At 42.2% G+C, this 15168-nt stretch carries 15 protein-coding genes; 7 read left to right on the forward strand and 8 right to left on the reverse strand.

The annotated features are described in order from the left end of the window. Nucleotides 1–442: 442 nt before the first annotated feature. Nucleotides 443–1639 carry an IS256 family transposase gene (locus ACEZ3G_RS02345; protein WP_432423866.1) on the forward strand — a complete coding sequence of 399 codons (1197 nt, stop codon included), beginning with the start codon at nucleotides 443–445 and terminating at the stop codon, nucleotides 1637–1639. A 297-nt stretch (nucleotides 1640–1936) separates the two neighbouring features. On the opposite strand, the gene ACEZ3G_RS02350 is transcribed toward ACEZ3G_RS02345, so the two are convergent. The 8 genes from ACEZ3G_RS02350 to ACEZ3G_RS02385 form a co-directional block, all read right to left on the reverse strand. Then, entirely contained in the window at nucleotides 1937–2059 is a 123-nt protein-coding gene (locus ACEZ3G_RS02350) for a hypothetical protein (RefSeq protein WP_432423867.1), read from the reverse strand. A gap of 318 nt (nucleotides 2060–2377) precedes the next feature. Further along, on the reverse strand, nucleotides 2378–2887 hold the full coding sequence (locus ACEZ3G_RS02355) for an OmpH family outer membrane protein (RefSeq protein ID WP_432423868.1): 510 nt from the start codon (nucleotides 2885–2887) through the stop codon (nucleotides 2378–2380). An 86-nt stretch (nucleotides 2888–2973) separates the two neighbouring features. Continuing rightward, a complete protein-coding gene (locus tag ACEZ3G_RS02360) occupies nucleotides 2974–3810 on the reverse strand; it encodes an OmpH family outer membrane protein (RefSeq protein ID WP_432423869.1) in 837 nt (278 codons plus the stop codon). Nucleotides 3811–3896: 86 nt separating this feature from the next. Continuing rightward, entirely contained in the window at nucleotides 3897–6509 is a 2613-nt protein-coding gene (gene bamA / locus ACEZ3G_RS02365) for an outer membrane protein assembly factor BamA (RefSeq protein ID WP_432423870.1), read from the reverse strand. A 4-nt stretch (nucleotides 6510–6513) separates the two neighbouring features. Next, nucleotides 6514–7254 (reverse strand): isoprenyl transferase, encoded by a 741-nt coding sequence (locus ACEZ3G_RS02370; RefSeq protein WP_432423871.1) that lies wholly within the window; start codon nucleotides 7252–7254, stop codon nucleotides 6514–6516. An 8-nt stretch (nucleotides 7255–7262) separates the two neighbouring features. Next, nucleotides 7263–7958: a type IX secretion system protein PorG gene (porG, locus tag ACEZ3G_RS02375; RefSeq protein ID WP_432423872.1), complete on the reverse strand. Its 696-nt coding sequence runs from the start codon at nucleotides 7956–7958 to the stop codon at nucleotides 7263–7265. A 113-nt stretch (nucleotides 7959–8071) separates the two neighbouring features. Continuing rightward, nucleotides 8072–8953, reverse strand: coding sequence for an NAD kinase (locus ACEZ3G_RS02380; protein WP_432423873.1), 882 nt, complete (start codon nucleotides 8951–8953; stop codon nucleotides 8072–8074). 5 nt (nucleotides 8954–8958) lie between these two features. Beyond that, nucleotides 8959–9615 carry a CBS domain-containing protein gene (locus ACEZ3G_RS02385; protein WP_432423874.1) on the reverse strand — a complete coding sequence of 219 codons (657 nt, stop codon included), beginning with the start codon at nucleotides 9613–9615 and terminating at the stop codon, nucleotides 8959–8961. A 91-nt stretch (nucleotides 9616–9706) separates the two neighbouring features. Between ACEZ3G_RS02385 and ACEZ3G_RS02390 the strand changes: the two genes are divergently transcribed. The 6 genes from ACEZ3G_RS02390 (at nucleotide 9707) to clpX (ending at nucleotide 15147) form a co-directional block, all read left to right on the forward strand. Next, a complete protein-coding gene (locus ACEZ3G_RS02390; RefSeq protein WP_432423875.1) occupies nucleotides 9707–10423 on the forward strand; it encodes a pyridoxine 5'-phosphate synthase in 717 nt (238 codons plus the stop codon). Then, entirely contained in the window at nucleotides 10420–11193 is a 774-nt protein-coding gene (locus ACEZ3G_RS02395) for an alpha/beta fold hydrolase (RefSeq protein ID WP_432423876.1), read from the forward strand. Before ACEZ3G_RS02390 ends, ACEZ3G_RS02395 begins: the two co-directional genes overlap by 4 nt. Nucleotides 11194–11288: 95 nt before the next feature. After that, the gene (locus tag ACEZ3G_RS02400) at nucleotides 11289–11633 is read left to right on the forward strand and encodes a phage holin family protein (protein ID WP_432423877.1); all 345 of its coding nucleotides are present in this window, start codon (nucleotides 11289–11291) and stop codon (nucleotides 11631–11633) included. Between the two features lie 98 nt (nucleotides 11634–11731). Continuing rightward, on the forward strand, nucleotides 11732–13054 hold the full coding sequence (gene tig, locus ACEZ3G_RS02405) for a trigger factor (protein WP_432423878.1): 1323 nt from the start codon (nucleotides 11732–11734) through the stop codon (nucleotides 13052–13054). Between the two features lie 85 nt (nucleotides 13055–13139). Then, nucleotides 13140–13820, forward strand: coding sequence for an ATP-dependent Clp endopeptidase proteolytic subunit ClpP (gene clpP, locus ACEZ3G_RS02410; protein ID WP_432423879.1), 681 nt, complete (start codon nucleotides 13140–13142; stop codon nucleotides 13818–13820). 91 nt (nucleotides 13821–13911) lie between these two features. Continuing rightward, entirely contained in the window at nucleotides 13912–15147 is a 1236-nt protein-coding gene (gene clpX / locus ACEZ3G_RS02415) for an ATP-dependent Clp protease ATP-binding subunit ClpX (protein WP_432423880.1), read from the forward strand. Nucleotides 15148–15168 lie beyond the last annotated feature (21 nt).

Below are 15168 nucleotides of genomic sequence, written 5' to 3' on the forward strand. Positions count from 1 at the left end.
AATTAATAAGAATTATATACAAATAATATTACATAATCCTTTAATTAAATATAAGATTATATAATATGTTTTACATATTATATCCAAACCAAAATTTGATGGTATGCTAAATTTATGTTATGATTTTTAGAGCCATTCTCAATGTAGAGATGGTCTGGTGCCTAACCAGCGACATTGCCATACTTTATATGTTAACAACAAATTAAGTTCTCGATTCAAGAGTGACTGGGTCTAGCTAATATTTAATTAACCCGTGTTTCTTTAAAAAGGAAGAGCAAAATGAACCTGCAAGTTCAAAATATAAAAACATCTCAAAATGTTCAAGGGTAAAAGTTATACCAATATATTTTTTGATAGGACTATCTCATAAAGTGTGTAAATAGAAAATTAGCGGGGGCATGCCCCCGCTAATTTTTTGTCTAATTTTAAATATCCGCACATTATGAAGAAAGAAGAATTGTTCCACGACGATTTCCTGAAGCAGTTCAAATCGGGAGACGAGCTCAACGGTTTTCTGAAAGAACTCCAGAAACGGGGCATCGAGAAGATGCTCGAAGGGGAGCTTGACGGCCACCTGGACTATGAAGGGCACGGTCGCTCGCCCAACGACAACAGGCGCAACGGCCACACCAAGAAGAAGGTACGCACTTCCTTCGGGGAGTCGCAGATCAGCGTGCCAAGGGACCGGGACGCCAGTTTCAATCCCATGATCGTACCCAAAAGGGGCAACATGGCCGACGGTATCGAGAACATCATCGTATCGCTCTACGCCAAGGGCATGTCGGTAAGCGACATCGAGGAACAGATACGGGAGGCCTACGGCTTCGAGGTGTCCACCTCCACCATATCAAGGATCACCGAAAAGGTGGCCGACGACATCGCGGCATGGCAGAACCGCCCCTTGGAACCGGTCTACCTAATCGTATGGATGGACGGCATCGTATTCAAGGTGCGCGAGAGCTCCAAGGTCATCAACAAGACCGTCTACGTGGCCGTGGGCCTGCGAAGGGACGGCAAGAAGGAGGTATTGGGGCTCTGGCTCGGCAAGAACGAATCGGCCGCCTTCTGGATGTCGGTGCTCACCGATATGAGGGCACGCGGCACCGAGGACATCCTGATCACGGCCACCGACAACCTGAACGGCTTCACCGATACCATCAAGAGCGTGTTCCCCGAATCGAGGACCCAGATATGCGTGGTACACCAGATAAGAAACGCATGCCGTTACGTGGTATGGAAGGACAAAAAGGAGTTCACCGCGGACATGAAGGGCATCTATAACGCCCCCAACGAGAGGGCCGCCAAGGCCGCCCTGGAGGACTTTGCACAAAAATGGAAAGGCAAGTATTCCTATGCCATAAGGAGCTGGAGGGACAATTGGGACGAACTTACCGTGTTCTACGAGTTCCCCTTGGAAATAAGGAAGATAATATATACCACGAACCTTATCGAGAACCTGAACGGAAAGATCAGGAAGTACACCAAGAACAAGCTTTCGTTCCCCACCGACGATGCCGTGATGAAATCCGTATATTTGGCGGCAAGGGAGGCCACCAAGAAGTGGTCGATGCCCATCAGGAACTGGGACATCATCCTGAACCAGTTCCTTACGATCTATGAAAAAAGGGTCGGGCTCTAAAAAAGTCCAGCCCCTGTTAATTTGAGTTTACACACTTAGTGGGATAGTGTCTTTTTGATTAACGAACTACTTATAGAAATAAATCATGCCAAATATAACAATAGGTAATTCACCAGTGCCTGTCAGTCCCGTAATACAGGATTGAACTAACTTGAAGGTAATTGATGATTCTAGAACTTTACAGTACGTCCTTAAGCACGCGAATATCCCGGCGTACGTCTACTTAAGTTTATGGTTCTCCTATCCAAAGTTTAAGTTTTCGAAGTTCGCAAATGCCAAACCCACCATATTTCTTCTTTAAGTTGTGGAGTGTAGCCCCAGATAGACCTTATCCTTTGGTACACCTCCGAGCTGCGCATTCTCGTGTGCCCATTCGATGGTGAAGACAATCTGTAATTCACCGAATTTTGAACGTTTCATAGGAAAATAATAGTTTAAAGCTACACATTCGTTTTACCGAAAAACTCTAGTTTTAAACAACCCTATTTATCGGAAAGAGACAATACAAACAAAATCTGAGTCTTGATGCCTAGACACACAAATGTCTTATAGTTATAAGATTATCATAGAGCCGACTCTACTAATGAAAACATTTTACAATTCTATAACAGGAAACTTGAGTTAATTAAAAAAATGTCTATGAAACTATGTCTTTTAAGAATTCAAAACAGTCCTAGGGAATAAAAAAGCATTGACTCTCACTGAATAAAGCTTTTTTATTCCCTAGGACCGAAGTGCTTACAATCCCAATTCTTTTTTAACATCGGCCAACAGGTCCTTGCCCTTGGCGACGATCAGACCAGTGCCCGGTTGTGCATCGATAACATAGTCAAAACCTTGTGCCGCAGCCACTTTTTCAATAGCGGCCTTTGCTTTTTCAGATATAGGTGCAAACAACTCTTGTTGTTTTTTCTGCATTTCTTGTTGGGCATTCTGTTGAAACTCATTTATACTTTTTTGGTACCCTTGTAGCTCATCAGCCCTCTTTTTATTTTCTTCTTCCGTTTTCGAGGGAGCCTCGTTCTCATAAAGCGTATATTTATTTTTAAGCTCGGTCATCGAACTTTCTATATCGGCACTATAAGTCTCTTGTAATTTCTTTAATTCTGCCTCGGCCGCTTTCATTTCAGGCATTGCGGCCAACAACTGGGTCACATCGATATGGGCGACCTTGCTCTGAGCCTGGACAAAACCGGTAGCGGCTACAAATAGAACTAGGGCTACGGTTATTTTCTTTACTTGTTTCATGAGTGTTTAATTAATATTTGAGTTTTATTTTATATTTAATGAATGCTGGTCAATGTAAAAAATCGTATTCGCGAATCTTTTCTTTTTTAGTTGATACTATCTTTTGGCACTTCTTCCAATTCTTGTTTTCTTGCATTTTTCTTGGCCTCTCGCTCTTCCAAGAGTTTTTTCCTTCTGGCCTCGTAGGCTTTCTTACGTTCTTCTCTTGCCTTTAATTGTTCCGCCCTTTTCTCTTCCGCGGTTTTTTCCCTGGCTTCTTGCGCCTGCTTTGCCTTCTCTTGTCTTTCCAATAACGCGTCGGATGGAGTATCGTCTACCTCTTCGCCTTCAAAGTCCTCCAGACTGTTTCTTGTATCCGCTTTTTTTCTAGGCGCACTTACTTTTCTTGTCCGCGCTATTCCCCTTAGAATGATATCGCTTATATCATGTCTTTTTTCGGAGTACAACATTACGACATCCGCCGATTTATCAAAAATAAAATCATACTTTTTATTGGCCCCTATTTTCTGTACTTCGTTGAATACCTGATCTTGGATCGGTTGGATCAACCTGCGCTTTTGTAGCACCAGATCACCCTGAGGTCCGAATCGATCTTGTTGATACCCGATCATTTCTTTTTCAAGGATCTGTATTTCCTCTTCCCGCTCACTGATCAATTCGTCGGTCAGCAACACTTTTTCGGCCATAAGATCTTTCTTCATCTGGTCTATGACACTCTGCTGCTGTTCGATCTCCACTTTCCATTTTTGCACCTTATCGGCCAATTGCTCGTTGGCCTCGCGATATTCTTCGACATTCTCCAATATATATTCCATATCGACATAGGCTATTCGAACGCCTCTCGCCTGTGCAAGGGCATACGATGAAAAAAGCACTATCCCTAAAAATAAAAGAACGTTTGATTTTGTCTTTACAAGTTTCATCACTAAATCGTTTTATCCAATAGAAAATATCGTGCCAAAAATGCTAAAACCTTTATAATGAAGTAATTAGCCTGACACAATTTTTTTTAAAACTGCTGGCCGATTATGAAGTGTGTTTCCCATCCGTGTGCCCCTGTCTCTTGGCCCGTGTTATCGGAATCGAAGCCGTAGCCAAAATCGATGCCCAATAAACCAAATGCCGGCATAAAAATACGTAGCCCCACACCAGCCGATCGTTTAACTTCAAACGGATTAAACTGCTGAAAATTGTTGAAAGCATTACCAGCTTCTAGAAAAGTGAGCATATAAATCGATGCCGAAGGCTTTAATGTCAGCGGATATCTCAATTCTAAGGAGAATTTATTATACACCAATCCACCTTCTTGTCTCCCTGTCAATGGATCTATAGGCGTCAACGATTGATTTTCATAACCTCGTAATTGAATAACGTCACGACCGTCCAAGGTGAAATTGCCAAGGCCATCACCCCCAACAAAGAAACGCTCAAAAGGCACATCGCCGACATCATGGTTATAGGCCCCTAAAAACCCGAATTCGGCATTGGTTCGAAGCACCAATGATTTGTCATCGCGACCGGCCAAAGTGGTGTACCAATCTCCTTTAAAATTAATCTTATAGTACTCCAACCACTTGAACCGCTCCTCCTCAAGTTTTTCACGTTGACTATTCAAAATAGGTACTCTAGGATCGTTTTGTTCCAAATCACGAATCTCTTCCAATAGAGAACTGCTTTCATCTCTTATCGCCCTGAAATCTTTGTTGCTGAACAGCGAATACGGAGGGGTCAATTTAGCTGTTACCGAGAAATTCGAGCCTGATCTTGGATATATGCGACCTCCTCCGGTGGCATTTCTTGAAATTCCAAAAGTATAGGTAAAAGAGTTTGATTTTCCGTTACCAAAACTAAAGAGGCCTATGTTGTAGTTCTTAAAATCATACAATTGATAGCCCAATGAGTGCGATACGGTAAAAAAGTCGTCGGGCCATTGTACCCTTTTGGCAAGCCCTGCGCTTACCCCTGTTATCGCAAATTGTCGTGATTTATCAATATTACGCGTTCTGAAATCATACGAGAATTGCTGGGTTCGCGAAATCGAAAGATTGAAACGCACCGGTTTCACCCCACCCAACCATGGTTCTGAAAAATTAAGGCTATACACCCTAAAAGTACGGCTCGCCTGCAAACGCAACGCAAATGTCTGCCCGTCACCCATCGGCACCGGTTTGTAGGCCTCGCCCTTGAATAGGTTCTGAATCGAAAAATTGCTGAAGGAAAGGCCAAGTGTACCGATAAAACCACCGCCGCCATAGCCACCCTGCAATTCTATTTGGCTCGAACCGGCCTCGACCAAACTATAATTGATATCAACGGTTCCTTCATTCGGGTTGGCATTGCCGACCTCGGGTTTGATGTTTTCAGCATCAAAAAAGCCAAGCTGACCTAGTTCACGGATACTTCTAATTATATCGGACTTGTTATACTTTTGGCCCGGTCTTGTACGCAGTTCCCTAAAAATAACATGGTCATTGGTCTTGTCGTTACCGCTAACCGTAATATGGTTCAAGAAGGTCTCTTTACCCTCGATAATACGAATCTCGAAATTGATCGTATCGTTCTCGGCAGAAACTTCTACAGGATTGATATTTGAGAACAGATATCCGTTATTTTGATAGGCATTGGTCAAATCGAATGCATCTGGATCCGAATCATCGGCAACGCGTTCGCGCAATAACACACCATTATAGGTATCACCTTTCTTGATACCCAATATAGCGGCCAATTCACGATCGGTATAGACCGTATTGCCCACAAAATCGATATCGCCAAAATAGTATTTGTTACCCTCTTCTACCTTGATCTTGATATCTATATTGTTATCATCTACCTTGATGATCGAATCTGAAAGCACCCTGGCATCACGATAACCGTTTTCAGCATATTTGTCGACCAAAAGATTAAGGTCGTTCTCATAATCATCGCGAATGAACTTCGATTTTTTCCAAAATCTTCCAAATCTTTTTTCTTTGGTCTTTTTCATGGCCTTACGCAGCTTCTTGGCCTTTATCTTTTCGTTGCCTTCAAATACGATATCGCGGATCTTGACCTTATCGCCTTTCTTGATATTGATTACCATATTTTGGGTGTTGTCGCCCACGGTATCCTTTGCGGTAACTATATTGACCTGGGCATTTAAATACCCTTGTTTCTTATATTTGTTTTGAAGGTAGTTTTTAGAGTTGGCAATAAGGCTCTGCGTAATCTTCTTTCCTTTTTTTAAATCGGTATCTTTTAAAAGCTCATCTACTTTTCGTTCCTTAACCCCATATATTGTTACATTCGACAATGTAGGGCGTTCAAGAATATTCAGCTCAAGGAAAATGTTTTCCCCTTGAATGTCGGTAATGAAAAATTTAATATCGGAGAAGAGCTCAAGGCCCCAGAGCTTGTTTATGACCTCACTTATCTGATCACCTGGCACGGTAATGGGCTGGCCGACCCTAAGACCCGTGTACGTTTTGACGGTCTGCTCGTTGTAACTTTGGAGCCCGGTGACTTCCAGACCACCCAAAATATACTTTTTGCCATCTTCATAAGAGAAGTCTTGAGCTAAAGTAAAGGTGGTGGTCAAAAATAGTAGTAGAATAAATAAAGGCCCAAGCGGAATGAACCTTTTCATAACGCTAGTTGAGTTGTTCGCTAGTTTTTCCAAATCGTCGTTCTCTGTTCTGGTAATTTCTTATGGCCCCCACTAAATGATGCTCTGTAAAATCGGGCCAAAAAACCTCAATAAAATATAATTCGGCATACGCTATCTGCCAAAGCAAAAAATTGCTGATCCTATGCTCCCCACTGGTACGGATCAACAAATCTACATCTGGCAAATTGCGCGTGTAAAGATGGTCATTAATAATGGTTTCATCAATACTTTCGGGCGAAATTATATTATTTTTAACTTTGCTGGAAATCAACCGAATGGCGGTCTTCAATTCTTCCCTAGCACCATAATTAAGGGCAAGTGTCAATGTCAATCCTGTATTGCTTTTGGTTTTTTCCTTCACCTCTTCAAGTTCACGAAAGGCTTTTTTGGGCAGCAAGGTAATATCTCCTATTGTATTTAAGCGAACATTGTTTTCAACGAGGGTGTTTAGTTCTTTACGCAGCGAGGACACCAATATCTTCATCAGTGTGTCCACTTCCAATTTGGGGCGTTTCCAGTTTTCGGTTGAAAAGGTATACAGGGTAAGGTATTCAATATTGAGTTTTACACAACTTTCAACCGTTCTTCTTACCGTCGCGACTCCATTTTCATGCCCGAAAACACGAAGCTTCCCTTTCTTTTTGGCCCATCGGCCGTTACCGTCCATGATAATTGCAATATGCCTCGGAAGATTGGTTCCTTTAATGTCTTCAATGGTATACATAACTCGAATTACTCAAAACAATCACCGCAAGGTACTCTACCAAAGGTATATGTAAAAGTAATTCCTGAAAAAACATACCAATCTTTACTGTTGGTATTACCAAAATCGACATCGATTTGCTGACTTATATTGGATTTTGAAGGATTACTGGCATCAAGATTATCTGTAAAGGTATAGCGCGCGCCGACTTCGGCCCCAATGATAAATTGCTGCCCTACCCTTAATTTCATACCAATGGTCATCGGTACTGCAAATGAACCATCTTGCTGGTTGGCGTTGACCAACTGTCCGGCGTTAATATAATTGTAGTCATATCTAAAATAGGTCACACCTGTATATAGATAAGGTGTAAATGCGGGGCCCAATTTGTGAAGGTTGTATTCCACAAAATTGAACTCCAAGCCGGCCGAGGCTTCAAAAACAGTATTGTCGACCACAAAGCCTCTTTGCTTTCGTGAAGAAAGGTTCGATTTCGAGTCGTCTGCCGTGAACTTTCCGCGAATCAAGCTTGCCCGCCAGGCGTATCTTTTGCTAGCGTTCCATTTAAAAAGGCCTCCATAGGCAAGATTCGAAGGTAGAATGTAATTTGTCCTTCCTACATCTCCGATCATATTTGCTCCTCCCGCAAACAAGCCGATTTCATACATTTGGGCACTGCCCTGGACTGCAAATACCAAAAAAATCAGGACAAAACATTTTTTCATGAATAGTAAAAGTTTGTAAGGGCAATTTTTCACATCGATAATTGAACACCCGGTTTACATACCGTTCTCACTTGATAAACAGGTTTTAGGCGTATTTATTGCTTTTTGGAAGTCTAATTGCGTCGGTCTTCACCCCATAAAAGTTTCTTACGAAGCGTTTTCAAAAAACTTTCAGAGGTATATTCTATCATTTTTATCGTGAATTCGGCCTTCTTGATCGTTATTTGTTGACCGTTGGCCACCGACGCTATTCGCGAATCAAGGGAGACCAAATGATTTTCTTCACGACCGGAAACTTTGAGTCGTATCTCGGTATCGTCAGAAATAACCAGCGGCCTGGCATTCAGGTTATGCGGGGCAATCGGTGTCAAAACCAATGATTTGGCCGTAGGTACGATAACCGGCCCGCCGCAGCTCAACGAATAGCCCGTAGAGCCGGTAGGCGTCGATATTATCAAACCGTCGGCCCAATAAGAGGTCAGGTATTCATCGTTCAGATAGGTCTCGACGGTAATCATCGAGGTAGTATCTTTTCTACTTACGGTAACCTCGTTCAAGGCAAAGTTCAAATCGTTGAACTCAGGTATATCACAATCTGAGCTAACGCTCACCAAGCTTCGTTCGACAATATGGTAATCGCCCTTTACAAATTCTTGAACCACTTTTCTCACATCTTCTTTGGAAAAAGTCGATAAGAAACCCAGCCTACCCGTATTTACACCGACAATCGGAATTCCGAGATCCCTAACATAAGTGGTCGCGCGCAAAATGGTGCCGTCACCTCCAAAACTTACGAACATGTCGAACGAGCCGTCCAATCCATCGTGCTCTGTAAAGGTTCGGTAGGTCTTTGCACTGCGGTTATCTTTCAATAACCTGTAAAAATCATTTTCTAGGTGAGCTTCCGCAGCTATCTTGTCAAGTTCATCAAGAAATTCTACAACGTAGTCAAGAGCCATATCTTGATACGTTTGACCGTAAATAGCTACTTTCATACTTGCTATACGTTGAGATATTTGTCCAAATAGTCGGAACGCTGTTTCAGATCTTCAAGAAATTGATCATCGGTATTGCCGAAAAGCACATTGTAATTATACCTTCTAAAAGTTTGTAGAATCTCGTTCAGGTTGGTCGAATTGATTTTTACGGTAACCTGAATGACGTCGTTTCTCATATCGGTAATAAAACCACCTATCAGCTTGGCATTATTGCTCTCAATAATCTGGGCAATTTCACTAAAGGAATAATCTTTGATACCTTTGGCCACAACGATAATACCACCAGGTTCGGTAAAAAATGGAGTGTCTATGAAAACACTTACGACGTCGGTCAAGTCATAATGCCCCAATACCGATTCCTGATCATCCAATACGGGTACCAAGTTCGCCTCGTTTCGCGCAAAGGTTTCAAGAACATCCAACCAATTGGTGTCCTTGTCCACAAAAAAAGATTCAAGGGTATAGCGATAATCGGCTATCTTTTCTTCCTTCCTGAAATTTTGCACATCGTTACCGCTCAAAACACCAAGAAACCTATCTTTTTCTACTACGGTTGCATGCGAAAAGGTACTGTCCTTAAAAAAACGGATTATATCATTCATGGAATCCTCCATGCTAAAAACCGGGATGTTGGGTACAATAAGATCCTGAATGTGCATAGTTCTAAATATAACGCAAAATACAAATATAAAATATCAAAAGGCATGCCTAATTTGTATTTTTGCCCTGAACAAAAAGGATATTGACCCCATGGCAAAACTTAGTGTAAACGTCAATAAAATAGCTACACTTCGAAATTCAAGAGGTGGAAACGTGCCCGACTTGATCAAGGTTGCATCTGATGTTGAGAGATTTGGAGCCCAAGGTATCACAATCCACCCGCGACCCGATGAACGACATATTCGCTATCAAGACGCTAGGGACCTTAAAAAGACCGTCAAGACAGAATTCAATATTGAGGGCAACCCAATCCAAAAGTTCGTAGACCTTGTTTTAGAAGTCGGTCCGACCCAGGTCACTTTGGTGCCCGACGCAGTCGATGCCATTACCTCGAATGCCGGTTGGGATACCGTCGAGCATCGTTCATTTCTCAAAGATGTCATTACCACTTTTAAGAAAAACGGCATCCGTACATCGATTTTTGTCGATGCCGATGTCAAGATGATCGAAGGGGCGGCCGCCACGGGTACGGATCGTATCGAATTATATACCGAAAGCTATGCACAAAAGTATGCGACAGGTGCACACGGCGAAGCGGTCTCCCCATTTACAGAAGTTGCTAAAATTGCCCATTCACTGGGACTCGGCGTAAATGCCGGACATGACCTAAGCCTCGACAATATCAAATTTTTTAAAGAGAACGTACCCTATTTGCTGGAAGTATCCATTGGTCATGCCCTGATTTGCGAGTCATTGTATCTCGGACTCGACAATGTGATAAACATGTATTTGAACAAGCTGAAATGAACGATCTGTTACATTCGAATATTTTAGGGAAAGGTAAACCTTTTTTGATCCTTCACGGGTTTTTGGGAATGTCGGACAACTGGAAGACCTTGGGTACCAGATATGCCGATGATGGCTTTCAGGTACACCTCATCGATCAGCGTAATCACGGACAAAGTTTTTGGTCCGAAGATTTCGATTACGATGTTCTTGCAAAAGATTTGTTGGTCTACATGGAACATCATGGCCTGGGAAAAGTGATTTTGTTGGGCCACTCGATGGGCGGAAAAACCGCCATGCAGTTCGCCTGTAATTACCCGGATCGCACCGAAAAACTCATAGTAGCCGATATTGCGCCGAAATATTATCCGCCCCATCACCACGATATCATAGACGCCTTACATTCTTTGGATTTTGATAGCATCGATTCAAGAAGTGGGGCCGATACCGCATTGGCAGAAAAAATCAAATCCTTGGGCATGCGCCAATTTTTGTTGAAAAATCTCTATTGGGTCGAGAAAGGGAAATTAGGGTTTCGATGTAATCTTGAGGTATTGGGCAAAAAAATGGGCGAAATCGGAGAAAATATCGGCAGTACGGATGTCTATGAGGGCCCGACCCTTTTTTTACGGGGAGATCGCTCTGAATATGTATCTGAAGGCGACCGAGACACTATCAAAAGACATTTCCCACATTCGATCGTTGATACCGTTCAAAATGCCGGGCACTGGCTGCATGCCGAAAACCCAAAGGAATTCTTCGAAAAGTCGATTTCTTTCTTAAATAGTTAGCATAGATTTTTGATGCCCGTTTATTTCTGATCGATTTAAATTTTAGTTCGTACTTTCATTAATCTCTTATCTCAATTAACTTTATTCAAAAAAACATGAAAATTATTTTAAGAATTCTTCTCAGTGCACTGGCGGTAGTGGTACTTTCAAAAGTACTCCCCAATGTTTCCGTCGACACCTATACCACGGCGATCATCGTTGCCATCGTACTAAGCCTGTTGAACTTTATAGTCAAACCCATTCTCGTGATCCTGACCCTTCCGGTGACCATTTTGACGCTTGGTCTCTTTTTGTTGGTCATAAACGCATTGATAATTCTGTTGGCCGATCATTTTGTCGATGGTTTCTCGGTCAACGGTCTCGGTTGGGCCCTGCTTTTCAGCTTATTGTTATCGTTTCTCCAATCTGTATTATTTTCCTTGCTGAAGGAAGATAAATAAGGTATCGCTTGTCCGCACCCTTGGATCCAAAAACTTGGTAGGCTTTTGAAAATGTAGTATTTTTGCATCCCTTTTACGCAAGCAAAACAATTAAGTAGATGAACATTACCAAAGAACAGATCGATGATTTGAACGCTATCGTCAAGGTAGCTATCGACAAGTCGGATTATCAAGATAAGGTCGACAAAATTTTAAAGGATTACCGCAAGCAGGCGAATATTCCTGGTTTTAGAAAAGGTCAGGTTCCTTTGGGGCTTATCAAAAAACAATACGGCAGGGCCGTTTTGGTCGATGAGGTCAACAAACTGCTTCAAGACAACCTTAACAAATATCTCACCGAAGAAAAATTGGATGTTCTTGGGAACCCGCTTCCAAAACAACAGGATAATTTTGATTGGGACACCGAAGAACTTGCCTTTGAATTCGAATTGGGACTGGCTCCTGAATTCGAGGTTCCTTTGAAAACGAAAAAAGCGATCACCCAATATAAGATCGTTGCCGACAAGAAAATGGTCGATGAACAGGTCGAACGCATTTTAAAGCAATATGGCAAATTGGTCAATAAGGAAATAGTCGGAAAAAAAGACGAGGTAACTGGCACTTTTGTGAACGAGGCGGAAGAAATCGAACATAGAACAACGCTCGAGCTTGACAAAATAAAAAGCAAAAAAGCACTTGACGCACTTGTCGGAAGCAAAGTCGGCGATACCGTAAAATTGAATACAAAAGGACTTTTCAAAGAAGACTACCTGCTTTCCAGTGCCCTTGACATCACTCAAGAGAAGGCCAAGGGGCTAAAAATCGATGTTGACTTTACGATTTCCGAGATCAATGAACGTGAACCGGCCGAAATGAACCAAGACCTGTTCGATAAGTTGTTCGGAAAAGATACCGTCAAATCAGAAAAAGAATTAAAAGAACGTATCAAGAAAGATTCCGAAAAGCAGTTCGAGCAACAATCAGATCAAAAACTTTTGAACGATGTAACGGAGTATTTCATTGAAAATACAAAATTCGACCTGCCCACGGGCTTTTTGACCAAATGGATCCAAATGACGGGGGAAGAACCGTTAACGGAAGAAAAGGCAAAAGAAGAATTCGAAAAGTCTGAAAAAGGGCTGCGCTATCAATTGATCGAAGGAAAAATAATCAAAGACAACGATCTTCAGGTACAATTCGACGAATTAAAAGAATTCGCCAAAGGCTTTATCAAATCGCAAATGGCCCAGTTCGGTCAGATGAACCCCCAAGAAGAAGAATTGGAAAACATCGCCGCAAGGGTTTTGGGCAACCAAGATGAGGTCAAACGATTGTCGGAACAATTGATGAGTCAAAAATTGTTGAACCTTTATAAAGAAAAGGCGAACCTAAAGACCAAGGAAGTGACCTATGAAAACTTTGTGAAAGAGGTTTACGGGTAAGATTCAAAAAAATAATAAGTATCTTTACGGTGCCGAAAACTTGCTTTCGGCACCTTTTTTTAGCACTAAAATCTATAAAAAACCGATGGATTACGGAAAAGAATTCAAAAATTACGCTATAAACCACCAAGGTATCAGTAGCGTTTATTACGATAAAATCATGAGTAGCATGTATCCCGTGAACATGACTCCGAACATTATCGAAGAAAGACAGATGAACGTAATCGCAATGGACGTTTATTCACGACTGATGATGGACCGTATCATATTTTTGGGCACGGGCATCAATGACCAGGTCGCGAATATCGTACAGGCACAATTGTTGTTTTTAGAGAGTGTAGATGCATCGAAAGATATACAGATATATATAAACTCTCCTGGAGGAAGTGTATATGCCGGTCTTGGCATTTATGACACCATGCAGTTCATCAAACCTGATGTTGCCACTATTTGTACCGGAATGGCCGCTTCGATGGGAGCCGTTCTATTGTGTGCGGGCGAAAACGGAAAACGCAGCGGTCTGACGCATTCAAGGGTAATGATACATCAGCCCATGGGCGGTGCCCAAGGCCAGGCCAGTGATATCGAGATTACGGCCCGTGAAATATTGAAGTTGAAAGAAGAACTTTATGAGATTATTGCCAAACATTCAGGGCAGACAATCGAAAAAGTACATGAAGATAGCGACCGTGATTATTGGATGAAAGCCAACGAAGCCAAAAAATACGGAATGATCGACGAAATTTTGGTAAGGGACAACAGTTGATTTCGACGAATTACCCAGTCTAATGGTTAGACATCGATTAAATAAACCAAAACCCCGATTCTTTCGTTAGGTTTGTGAAAGAGACATAATTATGGCAAAGGAAAACCTGGAATGTTCATTTTGCGGTAGAAAAAAACCGGAGACCAATCTTTTGATCGCCGGTCTTGACGCACATATATGTGACCGATGTATCGAGCAGGCCCATGGTATCGTTGCCGAAGAGTCAAAGCAGACCAAGACCAATGACCTTTCCTCCGAACTGGTCCTGAAAAAACCGCTTGAAATAAAGGAGTTTCTCGATACTTTCATCATTGGTCAAGAACGTACCAAGAAAGTGATGTCGGTTGCCGTTTACAATCATTATAAAAGGCTTTTGCAACCAAGCTCGAAAGAAGATGATATAGAGATTCAGAAGAGCAACATAATCATGGTCGGTCAGACCGGTACGGGAAAAACCTTAATGGCCAAGACCATTGCAAGAATGCTCAACGTTCCATTGGCCATCGTCGACGCCACCGTACTGACCGAAGCGGGCTATGTGGGTGAGGATGTAGAAAGCATTTTGACCCGATTGCTGCAAGCTGCAGATTATAATTTGGAAAAGACCGAACGTGGTATCGTCTTTATCGATGAAATCGATAAAATCGCGCGCAAGAGTGATAACCCTTCGATTACCAGAGATGTATCTGGCGAAGGTGTACAGCAAGGACTATTAAAACTTTTGGAAGGTACGGTCGTAAACGTACCGCCAAAGGGCGGAAGAAAACATCCTGACCAAAAATTCATCGAGGTAAACACCGAAAACATATTGTTCATTGCAGGAGGGGCATTTGATGGCATCGAACGTACGATCACCAAACGCCTGAACATGCAAGCTGTGGGATACAGCGCATCAAAGTCGGATGAAACATTGGACCAAAGCAATATTCTGCAGTACATTATACCAAAAGACCTCAAAGAATTTGGCCTTATACCCGAAATAATAGGAAGACTGCCCGTCTTGACCTATATGAATCCTTTGGACGAAAAAACCTTGAGGGCCATTCTTACCGAGCCCAAGAACGCCATTATCAAACAATATGAGAAATTGTTCCATATGGATGGTATCAAATTTTCAATAACTGAGCAAGCACTCGATTATATCGTACAGAAAGCCATTGAATACAAATTGGGGGCTAGAGGCCTTCGTTCACTATGCGAGGCAATCTTTACCGATGCGATGTTCGAGATGCCGAGTTCTGGCGAAAAAGAACTCAAGGTCACCAAACCATATGCAGAGAACAAACTTTCCCACGAAACCATAAAAAAATTAAAAGCCGTCTCATAGACGGCTTTTTATATATTTCAA

This window comes from Meishania litoralis, assembly GCF_042611095.1.
In the GTDB taxonomy this organism is placed as follows: Bacteria; Bacteroidota; Bacteroidia; order Flavobacteriales; family Flavobacteriaceae; genus Meishania; species Meishania litoralis.